This is a genomic window from Pseudomonas sp. NFACC51 (assembly GCF_900103575.1).
Classification (GTDB): Bacteria; Pseudomonadota; Gammaproteobacteria; order Pseudomonadales; family Pseudomonadaceae; genus Aquipseudomonas; species Aquipseudomonas fluorescens_Q.
Genome location: NZ_FMXH01000001.1, coordinates 415,317 through 440,896 on the forward strand (window position 1 = coordinate 415,317; position 25,580 = coordinate 440,896).

Annotated in this window: 23 protein-coding genes; 8 read left to right on the top strand and 15 right to left on the bottom strand. The window is 59.2% G+C overall.

The features are described from left to right. The 7 genes from BLT00_RS01895 to BLT00_RS01925 all read right to left on the bottom strand — a co-directional run bounded on the left by BLT00_RS01895 (nt 1) and on the right by BLT00_RS01925 (nt 8,053). The gene (locus BLT00_RS01895; protein ID WP_092142419.1) at nt 1–1,155 is read right to left on the bottom strand and encodes a M20 family metallopeptidase; all 1,155 of its coding nucleotides are present in this window, start codon (nt 1,153–1,155) and stop codon (nt 1–3) included. Beyond that, nucleotides 1,152–2,576, bottom strand: a complete 1,425-nt coding sequence (locus BLT00_RS01900; RefSeq protein ID WP_092142416.1) for a M20 family metallopeptidase — start codon at nt 2,574–2,576, stop codon at nt 1,152–1,154. Before BLT00_RS01900 ends, BLT00_RS01895 begins: the two co-directional genes overlap by 4 nt. Beyond that, a complete protein-coding gene (locus tag BLT00_RS01905; protein WP_092142413.1) occupies nt 2,573–3,562 on the bottom strand; it encodes an ABC transporter ATP-binding protein in 990 nt (329 codons plus the stop codon). The genes BLT00_RS01900 and BLT00_RS01905 overlap by 4 nt, the downstream gene beginning before the upstream one ends. Next, nucleotides 3,559–4,569, bottom strand: a complete 1,011-nt coding sequence (locus BLT00_RS01910; protein ID WP_092142409.1) for an ABC transporter ATP-binding protein — start codon at nt 4,567–4,569, stop codon at nt 3,559–3,561. The genes BLT00_RS01905 and BLT00_RS01910 overlap by 4 nt, the downstream gene beginning before the upstream one ends. Before the next feature lie 31 nt (nt 4,570–4,600). Continuing rightward, entirely contained in the window at nt 4,601–5,503 is a 903-nt protein-coding gene (locus BLT00_RS01915) for an ABC transporter permease (protein WP_092142406.1), read from the bottom strand. Between the two features lie 9 nt (nt 5,504–5,512). Further along, the gene (locus BLT00_RS01920) at nt 5,513–6,430 is read right to left on the bottom strand and encodes an ABC transporter permease (RefSeq protein WP_092142403.1); all 918 of its coding nucleotides are present in this window, start codon (nt 6,428–6,430) and stop codon (nt 5,513–5,515) included. Nucleotides 6,431–6,532: 102 nt separating this feature from the next. Further along, nucleotides 6,533–8,053, bottom strand: a complete 1,521-nt coding sequence (locus BLT00_RS01925) for an ABC transporter substrate-binding protein (protein WP_092142400.1) — start codon at nt 8,051–8,053, stop codon at nt 6,533–6,535. 186 nt (nt 8,054–8,239) lie between these two features. Between BLT00_RS01925 and BLT00_RS01930 the strand changes: the two genes are divergently transcribed. After that, on the top strand, nt 8,240–9,154 hold the full coding sequence (locus BLT00_RS01930) for a LysR substrate-binding domain-containing protein (protein ID WP_092142397.1): 915 nt from the start codon (nt 8,240–8,242) through the stop codon (nt 9,152–9,154). 54 nt (nt 9,155–9,208) lie between these two features. Here the strand turns inward: BLT00_RS01930 and BLT00_RS01935 are convergent, their stop codons facing one another. The 5 genes from BLT00_RS01935 to BLT00_RS01955 form a co-directional block, all read right to left on the bottom strand. Further along, complete coding sequence (locus BLT00_RS01935; RefSeq protein WP_092142394.1) at nt 9,209–12,118, bottom strand: DUF4132 domain-containing protein; 2,910 nt, start codon at nt 12,116–12,118, stop codon at nt 9,209–9,211. 31 nt (nt 12,119–12,149) lie between these two features. Continuing rightward, complete coding sequence (locus tag BLT00_RS01940; RefSeq protein ID WP_092142391.1) at nt 12,150–12,590, bottom strand: hypothetical protein; 441 nt, start codon at nt 12,588–12,590, stop codon at nt 12,150–12,152. 338 nt (nt 12,591–12,928) lie between these two features. Further along, complete coding sequence (locus tag BLT00_RS01945) at nt 12,929–13,663, bottom strand: NADPH-dependent F420 reductase (RefSeq protein ID WP_092142388.1); 735 nt, start codon at nt 13,661–13,663, stop codon at nt 12,929–12,931. Nucleotides 13,664–13,690: 27 nt separating this feature from the next. Continuing rightward, nucleotides 13,691–14,143: a MarR family winged helix-turn-helix transcriptional regulator gene (locus BLT00_RS01950; protein WP_092142385.1), complete on the bottom strand. Its 453-nt coding sequence runs from the start codon at nt 14,141–14,143 to the stop codon at nt 13,691–13,693. Nucleotides 14,144–14,287: 144 nt separating this feature from the next. Further along, nucleotides 14,288–15,046: an SDR family oxidoreductase gene (locus BLT00_RS01955; protein ID WP_092142382.1), complete on the bottom strand. Its 759-nt coding sequence runs from the start codon at nt 15,044–15,046 to the stop codon at nt 14,288–14,290. A 122-nt stretch (nt 15,047–15,168) separates the two neighbouring features. On the opposite strand from BLT00_RS01955, the gene BLT00_RS01960 reads away from it, so the two are divergent. The 4 genes from BLT00_RS01960 to BLT00_RS01975 all read left to right on the top strand — a co-directional run bounded on the left by BLT00_RS01960 (nt 15,169) and on the right by BLT00_RS01975 (nt 18,426). After that, nucleotides 15,169–15,741, top strand: coding sequence for a TetR/AcrR family transcriptional regulator (locus BLT00_RS01960; RefSeq protein ID WP_092142744.1), 573 nt, complete (start codon nt 15,169–15,171; stop codon nt 15,739–15,741). Between the two features lie 87 nt (nt 15,742–15,828). Beyond that, entirely contained in the window at nt 15,829–16,734 is a 906-nt protein-coding gene (gcvA, locus tag BLT00_RS01965; RefSeq protein WP_092142379.1) for a transcriptional regulator GcvA, read from the top strand. A 68-nt stretch (nt 16,735–16,802) separates the two neighbouring features. Continuing rightward, a complete protein-coding gene (locus tag BLT00_RS01970) occupies nt 16,803–17,630 on the top strand; it encodes a DMT family transporter (protein WP_092142376.1) in 828 nt (275 codons plus the stop codon). Nucleotides 17,631–17,664: 34 nt separating this feature from the next. Then, on the top strand, nt 17,665–18,426 hold the full coding sequence (locus BLT00_RS01975) for a glucose 1-dehydrogenase (protein WP_092142373.1): 762 nt from the start codon (nt 17,665–17,667) through the stop codon (nt 18,424–18,426). Between the two features lie 105 nt (nt 18,427–18,531). Here BLT00_RS01975 and dctA read toward each other — a convergent pair whose 3' ends face one another. Further along, nucleotides 18,532–19,839, bottom strand: coding sequence for a C4-dicarboxylate transporter DctA (gene dctA / locus BLT00_RS01980; RefSeq protein ID WP_092142370.1), 1,308 nt, complete (start codon nt 19,837–19,839; stop codon nt 18,532–18,534). 102 nt (nt 19,840–19,941) lie between these two features. Beyond that, on the bottom strand, nt 19,942–21,111 hold the full coding sequence (locus BLT00_RS01985; RefSeq protein WP_092142367.1) for a mandelate racemase/muconate lactonizing enzyme family protein: 1,170 nt from the start codon (nt 21,109–21,111) through the stop codon (nt 19,942–19,944). 99 nt (nt 21,112–21,210) lie between these two features. On the opposite strand from BLT00_RS01985, the gene BLT00_RS01990 reads away from it, so the two are divergent. Further along, entirely contained in the window at nt 21,211–22,134 is a 924-nt protein-coding gene (locus BLT00_RS01990; RefSeq protein WP_092142364.1) for a LysR family transcriptional regulator, read from the top strand. Here the strand turns inward: BLT00_RS01990 and BLT00_RS01995 are convergent. Continuing rightward, complete coding sequence (locus BLT00_RS01995; protein WP_092142361.1) at nt 22,099–22,566, bottom strand: MaoC/PaaZ C-terminal domain-containing protein; 468 nt, start codon at nt 22,564–22,566, stop codon at nt 22,099–22,101. The genes BLT00_RS01990 and BLT00_RS01995 overlap by 36 nt on opposite strands. A gap of 260 nt (nt 22,567–22,826) precedes the next feature. Here BLT00_RS01995 and BLT00_RS02000 point away from each other — a divergent pair, with 260 nt between their 5' ends. Together BLT00_RS02000 and BLT00_RS02005 are read left to right on the top strand one after the other, a co-directional pair. Then, nucleotides 22,827–23,852, top strand: a complete 1,026-nt coding sequence (locus tag BLT00_RS02000; RefSeq protein WP_092142358.1) for an AraC family transcriptional regulator — start codon at nt 22,827–22,829, stop codon at nt 23,850–23,852. 338 nt (nt 23,853–24,190) lie between these two features. Continuing rightward, a complete protein-coding gene (locus BLT00_RS02005) occupies nt 24,191–25,534 on the top strand; it encodes an MFS transporter (RefSeq protein WP_092142355.1) in 1,344 nt (447 codons plus the stop codon). The last annotated feature ends 46 nt before the right edge of the window (nt 25,535–25,580 follow it).

Consider the following 25,580-nt stretch of genomic DNA (forward strand, 5'->3'; position numbering starts at 1 on the left):
TCAACCGCTTTCACCGACAGCCAGGATGGTCGCCACCAATGCTTGGGCGCGAGGCACCAGCGTGTCCAGCTCCAGGTATTCACGATCGGTGTGGACCTTGCCCCCCACCGGCCCGAGGCCACACAGGGTTGGGATGCCCAGGCTGGCGGTGAATCCGGAGTCGGCACAACCGCCGGTGAACTCGCCTTCGACGCTGAAACCCAGCGCCAGGGCTTTTTGTTGGTAGATGTGCAGCAATCGTTCGCTGTAACGGGCCTCCATCGGCAGAAAGGTGGTCGCTTCCTTGAGGATGGCGTGGGTGCCGATCAGTTCTTCTTCGGCGACGATGGCCAGGATTGCGGTAAGGATTTGATCCCAGTGCTTGAGTTCGATGAAGCGCACGTCCAGCCGCGCGCAGGCGCTAGGCGCGACGGTGTTGCTGGACGTGCCTCCGGATATCAGGCCAACGTTAGTGGTGATGCCTGCCGAGTAATCGGTCAAGGCATGGAGCTTGACGATCTTGCGTGCCAGGGCCTCGATGGCGCTGGCGCCGTCGGCATGATTGACCCCGGCATGCGCCGCGCGCCCGCTGACTTCGATGATCAGCGTGGCGCCGCCTTTGCGGGCGCTGACCACGTTGCCGCTGGCTCGACCGGGTTCGGTATTGAGCACGGCGCGGGCGGCACGGGCGGCGTGTTCGATATGGGTTCTGGCGCTGCCGGAGCCGATTTCTTCGTCACCGGTGTACAGGACCTGCACCGGATAGGGCAACGCTCCGGCACGCTTGAGAGCCTTGAGCGCGAAGCAATTGAGCACCAGACCGCCTTTCATGTCGGCGACGCCGGGGCCAAAGGCGAGGTTGCCATCGCGGCTGTAGCCACGCGTCGTGGTGGTGCCTTTGGGGAACACCGTGTCGCGATGGCCCAGCAATAGCACTGGCTTGCCAGGTTCGCCTGGCACTTCGGCGAGCATCACGTCGCCAAAACCCTCCACCGGCATGCGCTTGAGCAGGATGCCGTCGGCTTCCAGTTCAGCCGCGAGCAGCGCCCCCACCGCGTCGACGCCGGCCTTGTCATAGCTGTTGGAATCGGTGTCGACGATACGCTGCAGCAGCGCTTCCATGGCTGGGCGCTGGTCAGCCAGCCAGTCCAGCGCCTGCTGTGCAGTGGCACTCATTGCGCCTGCTCCCGCAACTGATGTTCCTGGGTCAGGCGTGCTGCGTCGTTGCCCAAGTCCCAGAACAGCCCGGCCATGATTTGCAGGCTTTCCTTGACCACCGGTGCCAGCAAGTGCTCGTTCGGCGCATGTTGCGAGCAGGCCGGGTACGAGTGTGGCACCCACAAGGTTGGCAGGCCGAGCACGTCGGCGAACACATCGTTGGGCAGCGAGCCACCGAGGTTTGGCAGCAGTGCAGGTTTTTTGCCGGTGGTCTGTGCCAAGGAGCTGAGCGCCCAATTGACCCATGGGCTTTGCGGGTCCAGCCGAGTGGCATGCATCACGTCGATGCGGCTTTGCTTGACCTCGACATTGCTGAAACCATGGGCATCCAGGTGGGCACGCACCGCCGGGATAAAGGTCGTGTAGTCGCTGTTCACCACGAAACGGATATGGCAGTGGGCATTGGCCTTGCCGGGGATCGCATGCACGGGGGCGTCCGGGTTGCCGGTCTTGAAGGCGATGACATCGAGGGTGTTCCAGCCGAACACTTTTTCGCTCAGGGATAGCTCCGGGTTACCCCAGTTGGCGTCGATGTCCGGATCGCCCGGTCCGCCACCGACGTCAATATCGACCAGTGCCTGGCGAACCGGCTCAGGCAGTGATTCAGGCATCAGGCCCGCCACTTTCACCCGACCGTGTTCATCGACCATGCTCGCGATGGCATTGGCCAGGATGATGCCTGGGTTGGCCAGCAATCCGCCCCAGTTGCCGGAGTGATGAGCGCCTTCGCGCAGATTGACCACCAGCTCGAAGTTGAACACTCCGCGTGAACCGAGAAAAATCGTCGGTCGTGAGGCCGCCAGGCGCGGGCCGTCCGAGGCGATGAAAACATCCGCGGCGAGCTCTTTACTATGGGCGGCACAGAATGCATTCAAGCCCGGCGAGCCTTCTTCTTCGCCCATTTCCAGCAGCAGTTTGACGTTGAAACCCAGCTTGCCGTCGCGAGCCTTGAGCGTTTGCTCCAGCGCGGTCAGGTTGATCAGGTGCTGGCCTTTGTTATCCGCCGTGCCGCGGCCGTACCAGCGATCGCCTTCGGCAATGACTTGCCACGGCGACAGGCCTTCACGCCATTGCGCGTCATAGCCGCGTACCACATCACCGTGACCATAGCTGAGCACGGTCGGCAGTTCCGGATGTTCAATGCGCGTGGCGATCATGAAGGGGCCGCGCTCTGCCACTGGGTTGTCATAGATCTTGACGCTGAAGCCCATCGCCTCGACATGCGGGGTAATGAAGTCATGGAGGTAGCGATACAACTCGGGCCGGCTGTCTGTTGCCTGGCTTTCGGTGTGCAAGGCGACGCTGCGTTCGAGCAGGTTGAAAAATGCGCCGTTATCGAATTGTTCGGTGGTGTTGCTGATGGCCAGTGAACGACTCATGAGTGGACAAGCTCCAGTGTTTGGGCGGGACTGTCGTGGAGGTGGCAACGCACGTTGCCGCCGATAATCGGATCATTGGCCGGGTAGGCCGTTTTGCAGGGAGCGAAGCAGCTCGGGCAGCGTGGATGGAAGGCGCAACCGGAGGGCGGTGACATCGGATTGGGAAAGGTGCCGTGCAGGCCGATTTCGGGAATGCCCAGGCGCGGATCGGGCGTGAGCACCGAATCCAGCAAGGCACGGGTATAAGGATGGCCGGGTTTAGCGAACAACGATTCGCGCGTACGTTCTTCGACGATGCGCCCCAGGTACATCACCGCGACCCGGTCGGCGAGGTGTTCGATGACCGCCAGGTTATGGCTGATCAGCAGATAGGTCAGGCCGAATTCGCGCTTGAGGTCTTGCAGCAGGTTGAGAATCTGTGCCTGCACCGAAACGTCCAGTGCCGAGGTGGGTTCGTCGCAGATCAACACGTCAGGGCGCATGATCAACGCTCGGGCAATGGCCACCCGTTGCCGCTGGCCGCCGGACAGTTGGCTCGGATAGCTGTCGATGACCCGTTTGGGCAGGCCGACCACATCAAGCATCGCTTCGGTCTTCTTGCGCCGTTCGGCCGGGCTGCCGATGTCATGCACGATCAGCGGCAGGGTAATGATTTCGCGCAGTGTCTTGCGTGGGTTCAGCGAGGAATACGGGTCCTGGAATATCGGCTGGATGTGCCGGGACATTGCCTTGCGATCCGTCGCTGCCAGATGTTTGCCATTGATCAGCACATCGCCGCTGGTTGGCGCCAACAGACCGAGCAATAGTTTTGCCAGGGTGCTTTTTCCGCAACCGGACTCACCTACCAGACCGAGGGTCTCGCCACGCATCAGGCGCAGGGAAACACCATCCACGGCTTTCAGGGTGGCGGTGGGTTTGAAAAAGCCCTTGTTGATCCGAAACTCGCGACGGATGTCGCACAGCTCCAAGGCAATGTCTTTTTTCATGACCGAGCCCTCTCTTGAAGGCGAATCGGCGCCGGGGCCGCGAACAGGCAGCGCGCCATGTGGCCGTCCTGTTCGATTTCGGGGATGTCTTGCGCGCAGGCCGTTATCGCCTGGGCGCAACGATTGCGGAACGCACAACCTTGCTGTTCGCCCACCAGGCTCGGTACCAGCCCTGGAATCGAACCCAGTGCCTCACCCGGTTTGGTCCGGCCAGGGATTGGGATACTGGCCAGCAGACCACGGGTGTACGGATGCTGCGGATTCTCGAACAGTTGCAGGGCCGGGGCGGTTTCGACGATTTCCCCGGCATACATCACTGCGACCCGATCGGCGATCCGTGCCACCAGCCCAAGGTCGTGGGTGATGAAAATCACCGCCAGGCCGAACTCTTTCTGAATGTCGCGGATCAAGCGCAGGATCTGCGCCTGGATGGTCACGTCCAGGGCCGTGGTGGGTTCATCGGCGATGATCAGGTCCGGCTCGCACATCAACGCCATGGCGATGATCACCCGCTGGCGCAAACCGCCAGATAGTTGATGCGGGTACTGGCGCAAGCGTTCGGTGGCATTGCTGATGCCGACTTTCTCCAGCATCTGCGCGGCGCGCGCCAGGGCATCCTTGCGTGACACCTTGCGATGCTGGGTCAGTACTTCGCTGAGCTGATCGCCAATGCTGTAGGCCGGGTTCAGCGAGGTCATCGGTTCCTGGAAAATCATCGCCAGACGGTTGCCACGCAGGTCGCACATGCGCCGCTCGCTCTGGCCGAGCATGTCGATGCCGTCCAGCGTCAGCCGGGACGCGGTGCGTCTGGCCTTGCGTGGCAACAGGTCCATCAGCGCCAGCGAGGTCAGGGATTTACCGCAGCCGGATTCGCCGACGATACACAGCATTTCACCGCGCTCGACTTCAAAATCCAGACCGCGCACGGCATGCAGCATGTCATCCGGCGTCGGGCTGTTGCCCATGGGGATGTCCACGCGCAGGTTTTCAACATGGAGTAGTGCCATGTCCGGTACCCTCTATTAGTAAGGCCGTCTATCAGTTGCGACCGTCGGGCAGGATCAGATCGCGCAGGCCGTCGCCGACCAGGTTGATGCCCAGCACCAGAATCATCAGGGCGACGCCGGGAATGGCGATGACCCACGGGGAAAAGAACATGTAGGGTTTGCCTTCAGCGATCATCAAGCCCCAGGACGGCGTCGGCGGTTGCACGCCAACCCCGAGGAACGACAGGGCCGACTCCAGCAGGATCGCGTGGGCCATTTCCAGCGTCGCAACGACGATCAGCGCGCCGACCAGATTGGGCAGGATTTCACTGGCCAGAATGCGCAGGGTCGAGCAGCCAAGCGCCTGGGCCGAGGCCACATATTCAGCATCGCGAATCTGTTGCACCGAAGCCCTGACCACCACCGCGAAGCGATCCCATAACAGGCAGCCGAGCAGCACGATGACCACTTTCAGCGAGCCGCCCATCAAGGAGGCCGAGGCCAGCGCGACCATCACCACCGGCATCGCCAGCCGGGTGGTGATCAGGTAGCTGATAAATGCATCGACCTTGCCGCCGTAGTAACCCGCCAACAGCCCCATGACGGTGCCGATAAAGCCGGAAATCAGCGCCGCCGCGATGCCGATGAACAATGAAATACGTGCGCCGTAGAGCAAGCGCGACAGGTAATCACGGCCCAGCTTGTCGGTGCCGAGGATGTATTCCCAGGTGCCGTTGGCCATCCACACCGGCGGTTTCATGCGCAGCATCACGTCTTGCGCATAAGGGTCGTAAGGTGCCAGCCACGGGGCGAAGAGTGCACCGGCGAAGATGATCAGCAACAACACCGCGCCGATGGCGAAACCACGATGACGAAAGCTCTTGCCAAGGACTCGGCTCAGGCTGCTCGGGGGTGGCAGGTAGTCATTGATCGCGAGGGTCGTGGGGGTGCTCATGTAAGCCTCCTAGCGCACGCGGATGCGCGGGTCGAGCAGTGCGTTGAGCACATCGGCCAGCAGGGTGAGGATGATGTAGATCACCGCAATCAGCAGGACCACGGCCTGTACCACCGGAAAGTCGTCACGGGCGATGGCGTCCCAGGCGAGTTGTCCGATGCCTTGCAGAGAAAACACGGTTTCGATCACCACCGAACCGCCGAGCATGAAACCGAACTCCACCGCCGCCAGCGCGACGACCGGAATCAAGGCGTTGCGCAGTGCGTGCTTGAACAACACGCGGGCAGGGCGCAAGCCCTTGGCGCGGGCGGTGCGGATGTAATCGGAACTGAGCACGTCAAGCATGCCTGCACGGGTCAGGCGCATGATGGCCGGCGTCGCGTAGTAGCCCAAGGCAATGGCCGGCATGACGAAGTGCAGCAGGGTCGAATTGCCGGACACCGGTAGCCACTTGAGCGTCACCGCGAACACCACGATCAACATCAGCGCGAACCAGAAACTGGGCATCGCCTGGCCCAGCACCGCGATGCTCAAGGCCAACCGGTCAATCCAGGTGTCGCGTTTGACCGCCGCCAGCACGCCCAGTGGAATCGCCACCAGCAAGGCGATGCCCAGCGCCATGGCCCCTAACCCGAGGGTGATCGGCAAGCGGCTGGCGACGAGGTTGTAGACCGATTCCTGAAAGAAAAAAGAGTCGCCCAGGTCCAGCCGCAGCAAATCGCCCAGCCAGTTGAAGTACTGGGTCGGTAGCGGTTTGTCCAGGCCGTATTGCACGCGGATCTGTTCGATCTGTTCGCTGGTGGCTTCCGGTCCGCCAATGGCCGTGGCCAGGTCGCCGGACAGGTGCAACAGAGAAAAGCTGATCACCGACACGGTAATGGCCACGCAAATAGCAATGCCCAGCCGGCGCAGAAGGAATCCAAGCATGGCAAGTTTCCTCGTATCCAATGGATGACATGTCAGGTGGTGTCCGTGGTGCGGGTTGGTCCGCAAGCCACGGCACCTCTCGATCAATCCGCTGGGTGCGGATTATTTCCAACTGGACTGAACGAAACGCGGCAGCTCGTCCGGGTACGGCGTGAACGCGAGGTCGGCGGTGTAGGCGTAGTTCATCGAGTAGTTGAACATCGGCGCCCAGTACGCCTGTTCGCTGATGCGCTGCAGCGCCTTGCGGTAGTTCTCCTTGCGCACTTGCGGGTCGAGGGCGTTATCGGCGGTCTGCAGCCAGCCCTGGACTTGCGGATCCTTGATGTTGTCGTCCGGATTGCCCTTGAACCAGGTGCCGGCCGACGCCGAGGTGTCGAGGATCGAGAACGAGCCCCAGGCCTGAAACGACATGGGCACCTTGCCGCCACGCTGCTGATCGCGCAGGGCGGCGTACTTCAAGAAGCGCAGCTTGGCGTTGATGCCCACGGCGCGCAGGTTGCCGATGATGGCTTCGACGTAATCACGGTCGCGATAAGCGAAGATTTCGGTCTCGAAGCCATTGGGGTAACCGGCTTCGGCAAGCAGCGCCTTGGCCTTGGCCGGGTCATAGTCGTAGACCGTCGCCGCGGTGGTATCGCAGCCGAACTGGCCTGGATAACAGGCCACCTGCAAGGGCTTGGCTTCGCCACCGACCAATTGCGTGGCCAGCGCATTGCGGTTGATCGCATGGTTGATGGCCTGACGCACCTTGAGGTTTTTCATGGGCGAGTTTTCAGTGGAGGTGCCCCGGGCATCCAGAATCAGGAAACCGATGCGCATGGTTTCGCCGCTGGTCACGGTCAGGCTCTGCATACCTTTGAGGTCGACTGCCTGATCCGGGGTCACGCGCCACGTCCAGTCGACACCGTCGGTCATCAACTCGGCCAGGCGGGTTTCCGCATCCGGGATCACCCGGAACTTGAGGTGGCCGATATGGGGCTTGCCTTGCGGGCTGTCCGGGAAGTAGTCCTTGTTGATCTCCATCGTCACGCCTTCGCCAGCCACCACCGACACGGCTTTGTACGGCCCGGTACCGATTGGCTTGCGACTGAATTCGGCCAGGCCGACCTTCTCGAAATACTGCTTGGGGAACATCGGAACGGCGTTGGACAGGTATTCCAGTGCCGGAGGGAAAGGCTTCTTCAAATACAGGCGGACGCTGTAGTCACCGGTTTTTTCGGCGCTCTTGATCCAGTCGACGTTTTGCACGGTCACGACTTTCGCTTCGGGCGACACCACGTAGTTGAGGGTGAACACCACGTCGTCGGCGGTGAAGGCGTCGCCGTTGTGAAATTTGACGCCTTTACGCAGCTCAAAATCGATGGTGGTGTCGTCGACCTGTTTCCAGCCAGTGGCCAACATGGGTTGGTATTGGCCGCTTTTGGGGTCGCGGTAGATCAGGTTGTCCCAGATCAGCCGCCCGAGAATCACGCCTTCGCGTAGATCGTTGTGATAGGGGCTGATGTTTTCAGGCTCACTGTCGGAAGCGTAAACCAGGGTGTCGTTGGCTTTACCGGCATGAGCCGGAAAACTGCTGATGAAGCCCATCAGCGCAATAGTGCAGGCGAAACCTTTGATGCCCATGCCGTCGTCTCCGTTGGCGAGAGTGGTTGAATCAAAGGGCAGCGAATCGCAAAAGCGGAAAGGGGGTAAAAAGATCAGGCTGTATTTTTTTTGATCTGGACACGAATGTAGGGAAAGGCTATCAATGCCACAAGAATAATATTTCGATACTTCCTTTGCCGAAAAGGCAAACCTTGGGGGGCGCCGATGCAGCTGTATGGTGTGCAGTCCACGGCACTGCGCTATTTTCTTGAAGTGGCGCGATGCGGATCGATCAGCGAAGCCTCGGTACGGCTGAATGTCGCGGCGTCAGCGGTGAGCCGGCAGATTGCCAAGCTTGAATTGGCCCTGGATGCCAGCCTGTTCGAGCGTCGTGCCCGGGGCATGGTGCTGAGCGAGGCGGGGGCACGACTGGCGGCTTATGCGCGCAAGTCGCAGCTTGAGGCCGAGCAGGTGGTGCTGGAAATTACCGAGCTGCATGGCTTGCAACGAGGTCATGTGCATGTGGCCTGCTCGGAAGGCTTTGCACTGGAATACATGCCCAGGACCATCAGCGCGTTCCGGCGTGAGTATCAGGGTATTCATTTCACCTTGGAGGTCTGTGCGCCTGCCGAAGCGACCGAGAAGGTGCGTTCCGGTGAAGCCGATCTGGCGATGACCTTCAGCCTGACGCCGCAAAAGGAAATCAAGGTCGAACATGTCCTGAGCGGGGCGATTTTTGCCGTGGTCTCCAACGCTCATCCTTTGGCCGGGCGTGAAGCGGTCAGCCTCGCTGAGCTGCAACCCTGGCCCATTGCGTTACCCAAGGCCGACACCACGATACGGCAACTGTTCGACATCTGTTGCGGTGTACAGGGGCTGTTGTTCGACCCGGTGTTGACCACTAATTACGTTGCCTCGCTCTATAGCTTCGTCCGCGAAGAGGGGGGGATCAGCCTGGCCAGCGAAATGACCTTGCACAAGCAGGTGGCGGACAAGGCACTGCAATGTTTGCCGATCCTCGATGAAGGCATGCATGCGCGGCGCATCGAACTGCAAAGCATGGCTGGACGCAATTTACCGGCAGCGGTTTGTGCATTCAGGGATTTTCTGATTGCGGATCTGGCGAAAGCCAAGCTCTGAGCCGGGTGAGTGTGTTTTCAATGCTTGAATGACGTCATTCGATTTTCTTGACCATCAGCCGCCGCGCTGTATTTGCTCCAGGATCAGGCTATCGGTGATGTTCATGTCATCCAGCAACAGAAACATCTTGCTCAGCACCTCGGCCATTTTCCTGTCGGTGTCGGCGAACGGCAGGTAGAACTCCGTGACGCTGCTGCCTGCGGGCACGATGCACAGATAGTTGCCAGGTTCGATGTAGATGGCCGCGCTGCCCAAATGAATGCGGTAGTTCGCACGCTGGCCGGTCACGTGCAGAAAATGCCCTTCGCATTTAACGTTTTGCAACCCTAGCCCTCGAATCAGCTCGCCGACCAGTTCGGCGCGTCGTTGCAGGGTTTCTTGGCTGGTGCTGTAGTCGTCCGCGGCGTGGGCCACGGAGACCAGCAGGTCGGCGTCACGCATGACTTCCGAGAACAGCAGCGGCGGTACTTGCTCAAGGGGTAGGGCTTTGTGGTTGCGGTGGAACGCAATCGTGTCGAAGGTAAAGTGTTCTGTTTCCGAAAGGTAATGACCGGTATCCAGAAAGTTGAACAGGGCGTAAATGCCGTGCTCCTTGCTCTCGTAATAGATGTCCTCGACGCTGGAGGTCGACCAGTTGCGGACCTGTAGCAACCGGGCGGCGACTTTGGCTTTGAGGCGGTGGCCGGCAAAGCGGTTGGACCACAGGCCGGTGTCTCGCTCAGCAGGTGTCAGCAGGTACAGCTCGCGAAAGGCCTGTTTGAACGGCTGCACGCGGCGATGGGTCACCACTTCTTTCTGCCAGGCCGACAGTTGCCCTGCCGTGAACAGATGAAAAGGGTGAGCGATACGCAGAGTCTTTTCAGCGACGTGTTGGCGGCCTTCAAGGTCAGTCACCGTCAGCGTCGCGGCATCGAGCCAGCCCAGCGCAGCGTCGTCGGCCTGCACAATCAGTTGTTCGAGCAGCAGGCGAACGGCGGGCATTTTCAACAGCGGCTTCAGGTCGTCCAGGGCCAGGGTTTCGCCGCTGCTCATCATCGCTTCCAGGGTGCGGCAGAAGCGGGCGATCTGTTCCTTGAGCTGGGTTTGCTGCGTTTTGAGGGCGATGAAATCGGCGTTTTTGCGCACCGCAGGCGGCGCGGTTTTGAGTGTCTTTCCGGCTTTGCAGATGGTCAACGTGGGCGACAAGCCGTCGATGACGAGGGTAATGTCATAGCCATCGACGGTGGTGGCGGTCAGGGCGGACTCGGCGATCTCCGATTCCATGGCCCATTCCAAGCGAATCGCCGAGGGGTAACCGGCGACACGCGCCAGGTTTTCCAGGCCTGCCTGCACCGCTGCGTGGGAGTTGGCCTGGCGTTCAGCGCCGTACTTGCGCACCTCTTTGTGCAGTTTCTTGAGTGTCAGATAGCGTTGGCGTACGTCGTCCGCATCCTTGACGGGCAGTACACCATAGATGCGCATGGCCGCCTGTGCATGGCGGGTCAACTTCTTTTCCAGCGCCGCTCGACCGATGCCCTGGTAGGCGTCGAGCAGCACACGGGTCTCGGGGAATGCCCAGTGCGAGGGTTCGAGTGCCGCGAGGTACTCGCGCAGGTGGTCTGGGTCGGCCTCGGCCAGCGCCTTGTCCAGCAGGTAGCGATCCACCACACCCACGGTTTCATCCAGCGTATTGGGCAGGTCGGTGCCCCAGCCGGATCGAGGTGCCAGGGCAATGTTCAGGTATTCACGCTGGAACGCTTGCAGGTCACGCCAGCCGAGCGCGTCGAGCACCACCCGACTGGCTTGTCCGGCGTAGGGCAGGGCGGTCAGCAGGGTGTTTCTTGAAAAGCCGGACAACGCCGCGAGCAGCGCTGCCGATTGGTCTTTGGGCAAATCCTGGAGCAGCAGGAAGCATTGGAGTACCGCGGCCGTATCGCCGAAGCTGTCAAAGTCATCCGGCGCCATGCCCAGTCGCTCGATGACCGCCAAGGCCTGTAGCAACCAGCGAGTCTGATACACCTCTACCGAACGGAAGGTGTCAACCAGCTTCACGGCGTTGTCGGGTAATCCAGCCAGGGCGTCCTCGACGTAACGAGCGGTGAAGTTCGCCAGTTCCGAAGGCACTTCGGCGGGGGCGTCGTCAGGCTGAGATGACTCATCATCGATGTCTTGCGGGTCATCGTCGTTTGAGTCGTCTTCGTCGAAACCTTCATCAGCGTACCGATCCAGGTCCACATCATCGCTGTCCAGCCCGGCGTCGTCGGAATAGAACATCATGGCGCGGCCCCAGGTATTGGCCGCCCGGACGAAGCGCGGGTAATCGAGGCGGCCCGCTTCCATCAGGCCCAACGCGATGCGCCTGATTTCCTCGTGCCCGTAGATATACGCATCGGCGAGTGTCCTTTGTTCACCACCTGGCGTTGAAGGGGGCTGCTCGCGGTTCCAACTGCCGTCCAGCAACCATTCGGCGAAGGCCTGCCAGGCCGGGGTGGACGGGTAATGGCTCAGGCGATTGATGCACGCCGGGACGTCAGGGAAGGCCCAGGCCTGGTCCGGACGTCTTCGGTAATAGGCCGGGCCATCTTCGTCAGTGGGCAATGGATAGTCACTGTCCTCGAAGGCGAATTGCAGCATGTGCCGCAGTCGCGCGCAGATCTGCTCCAGCGCATAGGCGTCCGGGTGAGCCGTGATCCACGCATCGCAGAGTCGATATTGCAGGCCATAGCGCTGTTGATCGCGACGGTCCTCCAGATCATCCCAAACGGTCGGGAACACAAAACCATCCGCCAGCGCCTTGGGCCCCTCCTGGGGATGCTGCCTGACCCAGTCATCGGCTATGCGCAGGCAGTCGATGCCGTCCCAGAAATCGGGCTCGAATTCGTTATATTGGCTGAGCTCGGGATAGTCATCCAACGCGCTATCACAGAATGCTCGCAGCGCAGCGAGGCGTGTGGCTTGTTCGGGCACAGGACGGCGTGAATGCATGAGGGTATCCGAGGGAAGTGAACGACGAGGATCAACCGCCAATCAGCGGCACCAGGCGGATAAACGTGAGCGTGGAAGGGGGGCTCAATTCGATTGTCTCATCGAGACTTTGCAGCATGACGCCGTTGTGCAGAACGCGGAATGCACGGGCTTCAAACCCCTTCAGGGCTCGCTCGACCTCAACGCCGACATCCAGGTCTGGAGCCGCGCGGGCCTGAGGCATGACAACCGCGCCTTCACGGGCTTGCCGAAGAACGTCCCGCTCGTTCAGGTACTGGCGGTCGAGCATTTCACGCATCGACGCTTGTTCCAGCCAGTGCTGGACCGACAACGCGGCGATCTGTTCGGCCACGGTCAGGCGAATGAGCTCGGCGACCGTCAAGGTCAACGAACTCGGGGTCAGGGTGACTGGGGGCAGCAAAGGCTCCTGGCGTGCGCCTTTCAGGCAATAGCTATGAACCACGAACTCCATGACGCATTCCTTGCAGGCCAGGCCAGCCGGGCGGATGGCGCCTTAGCATATCCCGGTCTGCAATAAACTTCATCGCGCCGCGTGCTCTTTTCATCTTTACGATATTCGCCGGTCAGCCTCTCTCCGCCGAGCTGCCGATGAACCTCTGTTGTTGGCGAAAAAACCGTAATGCTAAGGCTGGACTGTGCTCTTGGTGGAGACGATTTTGCCGTAACCATCTATTGGCGACGTCTCGACCACCGACGTACGCTCGCTGCAACATTTGACGGGAACCTCTGTGGGAGCCGAGCTTGCTCGCGATAGCGTCGGATTGGACTCACTGATGCGTAATCCGGCAGTCAGGCTGTCACTGCACGATTCGTTGCAACAATTTGCTCATGGGTGAACTGACTGCCAGGAGTCATGAACTTGGCCAGAAGTGCGTCCCGGTTTTGAGGCGCCTTCGTTTTATCTGCCGCACATAAGGCCGATTTCAGCTCCGGCAACGTTAGTTCGGTGCAATACGCAGGCGTGCCTGGTTGCTGGCGCCATGAGTCCTCAAGGCGACCAGCGGCCAGCGGGGTGAAACCGGTATCCTCGACAAGGTCCTGCGCGATTGCCTCGGCATTGGCGTCATCCCCGGCTACAGGCAAGGCGATGCGTGTTGAAGACCCGCTGGGTTGGCCTTTGTCGGCAAGTGTCGCTGCGAGGACGGCGTTCCAGGCCTTGATGATCGGGCGGCCAATCTGCTCGCTTACCCAGACGCTCTCGGGCTTGCCGTCGTCTACTTCTTTGATTGACCCGTCCCGTCCTGGATAGTAATTGGATGTGTCAATGACGACGACTTTGTCGGGAACATTACTCAACGTCTGCTTGAGATCAGGGTATTTCGCGAAGGGGATCGAGAGAATGACAACGTCCACCTCGGACACGGCATCTTCCTTGGTCACCGCCTGTACACCGATTTCGTTGGCAAGGTTCTGAATGCTCCGAGGGGCCTTCGAGTTTGCCAGTTTAATCTCATGGCCGCACGCAGCGAGCTTACGGGCAAGGGTAGACCCGATGTTGCCCGCGCCGATAATTCCGATTTTCATTTCAATGACCTTTTCATATACCAACCACTATTCAGTTACCCGCTTGGCTGGGTGTGCGAATGAATTAAGCGTGTCGCGAAGAGCCAGTAATTCTTCAGGTGTCAGCTGACAAGCGGATTCAATCTTTTCAGTCACTCCCCAAAGCTCATGCCGAAGTGCCTCGCCTGAGCGAGTGAGCGCGATGAGCACGCGACGCTCATCTGCTCGGTCGCGCGTTCGAGTCACAACCCCAAGCAGCTCCAGCCTCTTCAAAAGCGGCGTGATGGTGCCGGTATCCATACCGAGCTTCGTACCGAGATCTCCCACGGTACGAGGCTCAGCAGTGTAAAGCTCCAGCATCACAAGGTACTGGGGGAATGTCAGGCCAAACGGCTCCAAAAGCGGCTTATGCAGCCGCGCCATTCGGTTCGCTGCGCCGTAGAGAGCAAAAGACAATTGCTGGCCCACCTCGCGTTTCTGGAAATCACCTTGTTCAGTCATTTGTCTAGTTGGCTATTATCTAGTGTGCTACATAAATTAGCGCACATGCCTCGACACATCAACCACACTGAGTAGGAATCTCCTTCAGACGCTATTCAAACAAGCGGTGCCCCATCGAGGCAGGTGCTACCGACACGGTTAACATCATTTAGCCGGTGGTTTGTATCCTGCCAGCATTTTCAATACCTCATCATGCGTCCCGTTCGCTTCAGCAAGCCGCAATGGCTTGGCACGTTCAACGACAAGTTCGCGTGGCGTCGGCGTGATCTCGAGCAGTTCGAAGATTTCATCCAAGAACTCATCCAAAGGCATGGCGTGCTCGTCATTTTCCTGCCCGAGCAAAGTGGTACGCACACCCGGTGGCGCAAGCTCGATAACCTCGACTGATGAATCCTCCAGCTGCACGCGAAGACTTTGGGTGAACGAATGAACGGCCGCTTTGGTTGCGCTATAGGTCGGTGTCGCAGGCAATGGGACGAATGCCAAAGCCGAACTGACATTCACGATCGTTGCACTGGGCTGCTTGATCAATTGGGGCGTGAAGGCATACACCATGCGAATCGTGCCAAGCAGGTTCGTTGTCACGATATCTTCGGCTGTGCCCAGGTAGTGGGAGTCAGTCAGATCCTCCCAATGCATGATGCCCGCGTTGTTTATCAGAACGTTCAGATTCGGGTGACTGATCGCAAGCGCATCGCGGGCGTGCTGGATGGATTGTGGATCGGCGACGTCCAGCAATACCGATTCAAGACCTGGATGTTCCGACACGATCTTGTCGAGCAGAGCCTTGCGACGTCCCGCGATGATGACATTGTTTCCCGCCTTGTGGAGCCTGAGCGCCAGGCCGAGGCCTATGCCTGAAGTGCTGCCGGTAACCAGGATCGTGTTGCCAGTGCTGTTCATAGTAAACTCCGGTAAGGGTAGGTAAGCGGACAGGTGTCCACTTGCTAAAAAAACTACCGGACAACTGTCCGCTTTGCAATGCAGCGAAGGAAAAAACTTTGCCCAGGAATGACGAGTTGGCGATGCGTTCTGACGCCAAGAAAAACCGAGAACGAATTCTGAAGGTCGCTGTGGCGGAGCTGACACTCGATCCTGCGGTCCCGTTGAGCGCGATTGCGAAGAAAGCTGGAGTGGGACAGGGCACGTTCTATCGCCATTTTGCCAACAGAGAGGAACTGGTATTCGAGGTTTATCAATTCGAAATGCAGCAAGTGGCCTCGTTGGCGGAACAGCTGCTCGCGACAAAACCCCCTAAGGAAGCCCTCCGAGAATGGATGGATTGCCTCGCTGAATATGCAATGACAAAGGCGGGACTTGCGACCGCGATACGACAAGCAGCTTCCACCTACACGTTCCCAGGGAAGTCGGGGTACGCCCCCGTCCAGGCAGCAGCCGAGTCGCTTTTGAGGGCAAATGAAAAGGCTGGAACGATTCGTAGCGGGGTTACCCACGACGATTTTTTTCTAGCCACTGCCGGAATATGGCAAATAGATTGCCAGGGTGAATGGCGCTCACGTCTTGCCAGATTGATGGACTTGGTCATGGATGGCCTGTGCGCTGGCAGCCCCGAAAGCCTGAAGGAGAGAAACCAATAGCGTTTAAGTCTGCGGTCGGCGAACAGCTGCCTACAACGACAGATGCAAAGGCGCTAGCATGAGCGTTTACTCATAGAAGGGACCATCATGCGAAACCTCCCTCCTTCTTCGAGCCTGCGCGCCTTTGAAGCCGCTACGCGGCACGCCACGTTCACCGCGGCAGCAGAGGAGTTGCATGTCACACAGAGCGCAGTGAGCCACCAGCTCAAGCATTTGGAACAGCTCTGGGGATTGCAACTGTTTCATCGCGGTAACTCGCAGCACCTGACCTCGGCAGGCGCAGCGCTTGCGCCCATCGTGCGGGAGTTCTTCATGAAGCTCGAGGCCACCTTGGCCGATCTGCGCGAGCAGAACGGGCGGCAGCGGCTGAGCGTGAGCACGACCTATTCTTTCGCCTTGAAGTGGTTGCTGCCCAGGCTGCCTGATCTGGCGCAAGCGCATCCGGAAATTCTGCTTACCTTGGACAGTACCGATAGCCCCATTAATTTCTCGACGACAGACCCGGACGTGGCTATCCGCCTGGGCAACGGGCATTTTCCTCCGCTGTTTTCAGAGTTTCTGTTCCGCGAGCAGATTTTCCCGGTTGCCAGCCCGACGTTGCTTGCACGCTTTGGTACGCCTCAAACGGCCGCCGAATTGCTGCGCTATCCGCTGCTTACGCGCGATGGTGCAGCGTTGGTGCCGAAATGGGAGCAGTGGTTTGCCCAGGTGGGCGTCGAGGTCACGAGCTTGAAGGAAAGCATTCGCTACGCAGATACCAATATGACCATCGAGGCGGCACTCCTGGGACAAGGGATCGCGCTGGCACGCAGCGGGCATGTCGAAGCCGAACTCAATGACGGCCGTCTTGAAAGGCTTTTCGAACTGCCGTGTGCATCGCCCCTGGCGTATTACTTCGTATGCCCCAAGGGGATCGAGACCCAGCCTCATATCACCCACTTTCGTCGTTGGCTGGTTACCCAGGCCCTGGACGCGCAGCACGCTTATGCATGAGGTTTTCTTCATGTCGGGATGAAGAGACTTTGCTTTTTTGGCGCTACTCGATCGGTCTAGGATGATGCATGCCTTTACACATCATCTGCCTCGTCTTGTTCGCCGCGCTGCTGCACGCCAGCTGGAATGCCATGCTGCGTGGGGGCACCGACCGTTTGTGGTCCATGACCATCATGTGCGTGGCGATAGCCTTGGCGAGCGTCATCGTGGCGGCGCTGCTGGCGCCGCCCGCCCGTGCCAGCTGGTTCTGCGTCGGACTCTCCGCTGTATTGCACGTGGGTTACAACCTGTTCCTGGTGCGCAGTTACAAGTCCGGCGACCTGGGCCAGACCTATCCAATCGCCCGCGGTGTATCCCCGATCCTGATCGTCCTGGCCGCTTCGCTGTTCGCGGGCGAGCGGGTGGCGCCGAGTGGACTGCTAGGTATTGCGTTGGTGTCGACCGGAATCCTCTCGCTGGCTTATACCGGGCGCCGGCGGGCGTTACCTGACTTGCGCTACGCACTGGGAACCGGTTTTTTCATTGCCGCTTACAGCGTCGTCGATGGCATGGGTGTTCGCCTCTCCGGGGCGCCAATGGCCTACACCGCCTGGATGTGCCTGTTGTGGGGCGTGATGATGCCCCTGGTTTATATCGGACTGCGAGATGCCAGCAGCCTCTTTGCCTGGCGGCCAGGTATCGCCGCAGCCTTCGCTGGCGGGTTGGTTTCATTGCTGGCCTACGGCGTCGTGATCTATGCCATGGCCCATGCCCCGATGGGAGCGGTGTCCGCCCTGCGGGAAACCAGTGTCATGTTCGCCGCTTTGATCGGGTACGCCTTTCTTGGCGAAGCATTGACCTTGCGCAAGCTGCTCGCATGCGCCGTTATTGCGCTCGGTACGCTGGTGATCGGTTGACGCCACTTTTTTCATTGGGCTGTGAGGATTGACCATGAATGACCGTTCGCAAAACCCTGTGATCCTGATCACCGGAGGCGGGCGCGGGATCGGGGCGGCGACGGCCCTGCTGGCCGCTGAGCAAGGTTACAACGTCGTGCTGACCTACATCGCCGATGAGGCGTCGGCGTTGGCGGTGGCAGCGCAAGTCGAGGCCAAGGGGAGCCGTGCCTTGGCGGTACGTGCCGATAACGCCGACCCAGCCCAGGTCGCCGAACTCTTCGCCACCCTTGACCTGCGCTTCGGACGAATCGATGTGCTGGTCAACAACGCTTCGATATTGGCACGCCAATCTCGCTTGGAAGATCTTGGCTTCGAGCGCATGCAGCGAATCTTTGCGGTCAACACCTTGGGCCCGATGCTCTGCGCGCAACACGCGACCCGGCGCATGGCCTACCGTTATGGCGGGCGTGGCGGTGCCGTCATCAATATCTCTTCGGCGTCAGCCCGCCTTGGTAGCCCGAATGAATACGTGGACTACGCAGCGTCCAAGGGGGCGGTTGAAACGTTCACGACCGGTTATGCCAAGGAAGTGGCTCGGGAGGGGATTCGGGTCAACTGTGTTCGCCCCGGGCATATCTACACCCAGATGCATGCCAGTGGCGGAGAGCCGGGCAGAGTCGACCGGGTGAAGGAGACGATCCCGATGGGGCGTGGCGGCCAGCCGGAGGAGGTGGCGCGGGCCATTCTCTGGTTGGCGGGGCCGCAGGCTTCGTTTGTGACGGGCACCTTTCTGGATGTGACCGGAGGGAAGTAGACCGGCTATCAGGTTCTTCTTTCAAAGCACAGCGTCCGATTATTGCCGTTGCACCACGACCGGTCATGCCGTGTTCGAAGCGACATGACCGGAGCGCTTTGCGGATTATTTTTGCGCCAGCAATGCCTTTCTTGCTGCCTTGTCATGTTTCATGGCGGCGATTTCACGCTCGCAGGCCTCGACATCGAACGAGTTGTCCCACTTGGCAATGGCGATGGTGCCGATGCCGTTGCCGATCAGGTTGGTCACGGCTCGCGCTTCGTTCAGGAACCGGTCAATGCCCAAGAGCAAAACCAGGCCTACCAGAGGAATGGAGTGAATGGTTGTCAGCGTTGCAGCCAGCGTCACAAACCCTGCACCCGCCACGCCAGCCGAGCCTTTTGAGGTCAGCAGGAATACGCCCAGCAGGATCATCTGATCCATGAAGGTCAGCGGTGTATTGGTCGCCTGGGCGATAAAGATGGCGGCCATGGTGAGATAGATACAGGTGCCGTCCGCATTGAAGGTGTACCCCGTTGGCAACACCATGCCCACGACGGATTTTTTGCAGCCAAGCTTTTCGAGCTTCACCATCATTCGCGGCAGTACGGCTTCGGTGGAGCAGGTCCCGAGCGTGATGAGAATTTCATCCTTGAAATAACGCAGGAATTGCATGAGTGGCATGCCCGACCATCTAGCCACCGTACCCAGCACGATCACGATGAAAATCAAGGTCGTGGTGTAGAGCGCGACCAGCAACTGGCCGAGTGACAGCAAGGTGCCAATGCCGTACTTACCAATGGTGAAAGCCATGCCTGCACCGGCACCAATCGGCGCCAAGCGCATGACCATTGCAACGACCTTGAAAAGTCCTTGCAGGAACAGGTCAATGGTGTTGATCAGCGGCTTGCTGGTTTCGCCCATTTGAACCAGGGCAACACCCATCAATACCGACAGCAGGATGACCTGGAGCATGACGCCATTGGAGAATGCGCCAAGGAAGGTCGGCGGGATGATATTGAGAAAGAAATCAATGATGCCGCCTTGCTCGCTGGCCGCTTGGCTGTATTTGCCAATGGCGCTTCCATCCAGTGCGCTGGCGTTGATGTTCATACCGACACCAGGTTTCACGACGTTGACCACAATGAGCCCAACGACCAAGGCGATGGTTGAAAGGATCTCGAAGTAGACCAGCGCTTTGACGCCAATCCGCCCGACCTCCTTGATGCTGCCCATCTTCGCGATACCCACGACGACGGTACCGAAAATAATGGGCGCCAACAGCATTTTGATCAGCTTGATGAAGCCGTCGGCAAAAGGTTGAAGCTTGGCTCCGACATCAGGTACGAAGTAACCGATTGCAGCACCGATCACGATGCCGATCAGCACTTGCACGTACAGCTGGCTGTACCAGCGAGACTTGGAAATTTCCACGGAAGCACCTCATTTTATTGTTGTGATGGGCATGTGGCTTGGCGTCAGTGGAGAACGCCTGATTCTGCGGTCTTTTCCAGAAAGACCGCAGAACGAGAGGGATCAGCCTTCGCCCAGCTCACGCATGACGGCGTACAAAGCGGACTTGGCTTCAAAGCCAACACCTGGAATATCCGGCAGACCGACATAACTATTTTCCACTCGGATGCCGTCAGCGAAGCCGCCAAAGGGCTGGAACACATCGGGGTACGATTCGTTGCCGCCCAGGTGCAGGCCCGCGGCGATGTTCAGGGACATCTGGTGACCACCGTGAGGCACTACGCGGCGGGAAGACCAACCCATTTCCTCCATCACCTTGAGGGTGCGCATGTACTCCACCAGCCCGTAGGACAGTGCACAGTCAAACTGCAGGTAGTCGCGATCAGGGCGCATGCCGCCGTGACGCAGAAGGTTACGGGCGTCCTGGTGGGAGAACAGGTTTTCCCCGGTGGCCATGGGCAGCTCATAGTGATTGGCGAGCTCAGCCTGCAAGGCGTAGTCCAGCGGGTCGCCGACCTCCTCGTACCAGAAGAGGTTGTACTGCTTGATGGCTTCCGCGTAGGCAATACCGGTCTGAAGATCGAAACGACCATTGGCATCGACCGCCAATCGACGACCGTCTCCAACCACTTCAAGTACCGCCTCGATACGACGGATATCCTCGTCCAGAGGTACCGCACCAATCTTCATCTTGACGACGTCGTAGCCGCGATCCAGATAGCTCTGCATTTCTGCCTTGAGCTTGGTCTGGTCTTTGCCAGGGTAGTAGTAGCCGCCCGCGGCATAGACCCAGACCTTGTCATCGGCCACACCGTTACGGTAACGATCGGCCAGCAGGCGATACAGCGGTTTGCCTTCGATCTTGGCAACGGCGTCCCATACCGCCATGTCGAGGGTGCCAACGGCGACCGAGCGCTCGCCGTGGCCGCCCGGCTTTTCGTTGGTCATCAAGGTCTTCCAGATGGCGAACGGATCCAGGTTGTTGTTTTCATGATCGACGAGCGTATCTGGATCCGCTTCGGTGATACGCGCCAGGAAACGATCACGCATCAGGGCGCCTTGGCCATAGCGACCATTGGAGTTGAAACCGTAGCCGATGACAGGCTTCCCCTCGCGAATCACGTCCGTGATGACAGCCACGACCGAGCAGGTCATTTTCGAAAAATCGATATAGGCATTGGCGATTGGGGAAGCAATCGAAACGGTTTTTTCACGAATGTCTACGATGCGCATGGCGGGTTCCTCTTGTTGTTGATGGCCCCACGTTATGCGTTGCGATGCCCCCCGCCCAATGCTATTAATGCCGCACCCTATGCACAGGAGGCATGGCCCTTGGAACTCGTTTGGCTTGAAGATTTTTCAGCACTTGCGGAGTACGGCAGCTTCGTTCGGGCGGCTGAGGCGCGGCATGTTACCCAGCCCGCATTCAGTCGCCGGGTGCGGTCATTGGAGACCTGGATGGGGGTGCAATTGTTCGTTCGGACACCTCAAGGCGCGACGCTTACAGAAGCAGGCAGGCAAATTCTGCCCAGTGCGCAGGAGGCGGCCAGGCGCCTATACAGAATGCGCAACGAGGCTCAAGAGATCGCAGGAATGGCCGCCAAGTCGCTTCAATTTGCGGCCACTCACTCCCTGTCGTTTACATTTTTTCCAAAGTGGCTTCGAGGCTTGGAGAGCGGGGCTCCCATCGAGGCCGTGCAACTGCACTCGGCCAGCATGGCCGCCTGTGAGCAGATGCTGATACATGGCCAGGTTCAGTTTCTGCTTTGCCATCGCCATCCCGACGTTCCACCGCTACTGGCTCCAGATCAGTTCATCGGCAAGAAGGTGGGGGAGGACGTTCTCGTACCGCTTGCGAGTGCTTCCGCTAACTTCGGCACCTCGCCTGCGGCGTTGCCCTACCTGGCTTACACCCATGAGTCCGGATTGGGGCGAATCGTCGCTCACAGATTGCGTGGCAAAGAGGATTACCTTCACCTCAAACCCCTGTTCAGCAGCCACCTTGCAGCGGTACTCATGTCCATGGCCCTGGAAAGCAAAGGTGTGGCCTGGCTGCCCAAGAGCCTTACCGAACAGGAAATACTGGATGGACGCTTGGTCCGGGCGCTCGATGAAAGCTGGGATATCCCCCTGGAAATTCATCTGACCCGTCCAACAGCGCCACTCAGCCAATCGGCTGAGGCGTTTTGGGGCAGGGTGGGCAGTGACCAGGCCCGCTTCTCACGTACAAGCCTGTCCGCTTCTACGCAGGATTAACACCGTGATCTCATACGCGAGGACGGCTTTTCCCGTTGTCGTAGCGACTTCCACATCGAACACAACCCAGCCTCGGTTTGGGTTTTTTGTGTGAATGAGTAATCGGAGGGCTTGAGCGCTAAGGTTGAGCCTGTCTCCTGGCACTACCGGAGCAATCAACCTGAACGCATCGATCTTCCCTCCCGCCACGAGGTTTGTTTGAAGAAACAACGCCTCGCACATCAAGCGCTGCGCAAAACCGAAGGTTTGCACCGCGCTGGCACAGTGCACCCCTAACGGGCTCGAATGGGCAAGGTCCGGATCGATATGCATATCCAGAGGATCGTACTCGATCGCAAAGGCAATAATTTGCTCCTCTGTGATGGCGGCAGACTGTGTGGCAGTCCATGTTCTGCCGGGTGTAAAGTCTTCCCAGAACAGTGCCTTTTCCATCGCGATGTCTCCATTTTTTGTGTCATGGCCATTGATGGTTCTGGAATGGATAGTGGCGGTGACCAGGGCACGCGGCAATGTTCAACCACCTCAGCCTGGCTGAGCGCTTTGGACAATGGGCGCCTGGCATCGAGGTCCTGACGGCGTTGTTAGCCAATTGATCTCAACCTGCACCACCTTCGGGTTGACACGCGTTGCGTTGGCGCGAGAACTTATTGAAGCCACCTCGACCGCGAGGCCACCCGCAGAGAGAACTACGCGTGCTCGCCCAAGACAAAGGGACTACTTCGATCAGCTTGGTGCATGAAGCCCTCGAGGGCGCAGTGCGGCGCCAGCTGGATACCGCTGTCGTCCTGCAGCAGGCACGCATCGATCCTGAGCTCCTTACCTCGCCCCAGGCGCGCGTTTCGGCAGCTGCATTTTCTCGTTTGTGGGTTGCGCTTTCAGACCTTCTCGATGATGAGTTTTTCGGCATCGATAGTCACCCCATGCGAAGAGGCAGCTTCCGACTGATGTGCCAGGCGTCGATGGGGTCCACGTCGCTGGAACAGGCGTTGCGTCGGATTTTGAAGTTTCTTCGGCTCGTACTCGACGACATCCACGGCGAACTGACGTTTGACGGCGACTGCGCTGTCATCGTCATTCATGATCACGGCGTTGAGCGACGCCTGTTCAGCTATGGAACCTGGCTGATCCTGGTTCATGGCTTGCTGTGCTGGCTGGGTAACAGGCGTATTCCAATTCAGGCGCTCTGCTTCAGGCCCCCCCGACCGGCTGACGACAGCGACTACCGCATGCGTTTTTGCGAAGACATTCAGTTCGGCGCCCCAGCCAGCTGGGTGCGATTTGATCGCAGTTATCTGAACCTGAAGGTGGTGCAGACCCACGCTACCCTGTCGACCTTCATGAAGGAATCGCCTGCCAGCCTGTTAGTCAAATACCGCAACGAAGACAGTATCAGCGTCCAGATCCGAATGAGATTAAGAGGTCTGGACCCGGAACAATGGCCAGAGCTCGACAAGCTGGCGAAGGTTCTGGGCATGTCCTATTCGACCCTTCAGCGAAGGCTGCAGGCCGAAGGCATCAGTTACCAGCGCCTGAAGGACAACTTGCGGCGGGATATGGCAATCAACCTGCTCTGCCAACCAGGCATGACGGTCATGGAGGTGGCGGCACTCACAGGCTTCCAGGAAAGCAGCGCCTTTCACCGGGCCTTCAAGAAATGGACGGGCGTCAGCCCAGGCGCCTATCGCCGATCTAACGCCGACGACTCGAGTGAAGGCTGAACAGCCTTGCACATGTTCGTACGCCCGCGAGTTTCCTTGAAGGCTGCAACTCGTTCCCCGACCTGAATCCTCGGTCCTTCCTCGCCAGCACCGCCCCGACGTGTCAGGCGTCCACGACTGTCCAAAACGGTCACGCAAAACGATGCCGTAGGGCATAGGTCACCACCAACCCAACGCCTACGATGCGAACCGGGTAGTCCCTGGCTGTGCGTCGATCAAGCAAGCCGCCGGTTGTTGCACCGGTGTGTTTTCTCCCCGACCGCAACCACGACCAAGCGCCTCGTGACGCAGGGACATGTGCACTTCACCAACAAAAACAAGATCGAAGGAGACACACTATGCAGCCGGTAAATGTTTATGCACTTGCGGTGGAGTCAACGTTCAACCGCTTCCATGGGCTCATACTTTTTTGGTGTGTGCTCATCCTGATCATCGATGGTTATGATCTCGCCGTCGTCGGCGCTGCGCTTCCGGCAATCATGAAAGACATGAACATCGATCCGACCAGCGCCGGCGTCATGGCCGGTGCTGCACTCTTTGGAACGATGCTAGGCGCAATTTTTCTTGGCACGCTGGCGGACCGCATTGGCCGCCCAAAAATGATCGCCATCTGCGTGGCGCTGTTCAGCATTTTTACCGCCGCGGCAGGGCTGACCAGCGACCCTATCAGTTTCAGCATCTCTCGCTTTATCGCCGGCCTTGGTATTGGCGGTGTACTGCCCATCTGCACAGCGCAGATGGGTGAGTTTTCCCCGCTCAAACTTCGCACGCGCCTGGTGACCCTGGTTTTCGCGGGCTACTCCGTAGGCGGTATTCTGGTGGCGCTCACTGGCAAGCAGCTCATTGAGAGCTACGGCTGGCAGTGGGTGTTTTATGTCGCGCTGCTGCCTGTACTGCTGATCCCACTGATCCTGAAGACCATGCCTGAGTCCATCGGTTATCTGCTCAAGACCGGGCGTCAGGAGGAACTGCGGGCTATCGCGGGCAAAATAGACCCGACGCTCCAGATCGACGAAAACACCGTGATGGTGGGCAACGCTGCGGTCCTGGATAAACAGCAGGCACCCGTTCGGCACCTGTTCAAGGAGGGCCGGGGTTTCAGCACGGTGATGATCTGGGCGGCGTTCATGACTGGCTTGTTTATGGTCTACGCCCTTAACTCGTGGCTGACCAAGCTCATGGCGATGGCAGGTTTCAGCCTGGGCTCGGCGTTGAATTTCGTGATCGTGTTCAACGTGGGCGCCATCGTGGGGGCTATTGGTGGTGGCTGGCTGAGCGACAAGCTCAACATCAAGCACGTGCTGGTGGGTTTCTACATCGTGGGCGCCGTTGCGCTGACGGTCTTGGGCTATACGCGCTCAACGACGCTACTGTTTCCGGTGGTATTCGTTGTCGGGGCGTCCACCTTGGGGACCCAGTTGCTGGCCTATGCCTATGCGGGTGACTTCTACCCCTCAACGATTCGTTCGACCGGCGTGGGCTTTGCGTCGGGTGTCGGTCGAATCGGCGCCATCGTTGCCCCGGTTCTTATCGGCTGGCTGGTGTCATTGAACCTGCCGCTCGAGAAAAACTTCATGGCCATCAGCCTGGCTGGCCTGATTGGCGCGGCCGCGGTCACCCTGATCAATCAGTCGCGCGCTGACTCTACACACGTTCGAAAGGCAACGGCCCTCACTCACTGACAAGCGTTGCGTATCCCCTTTACCCGAATCCGTAAGCCATAAGGCA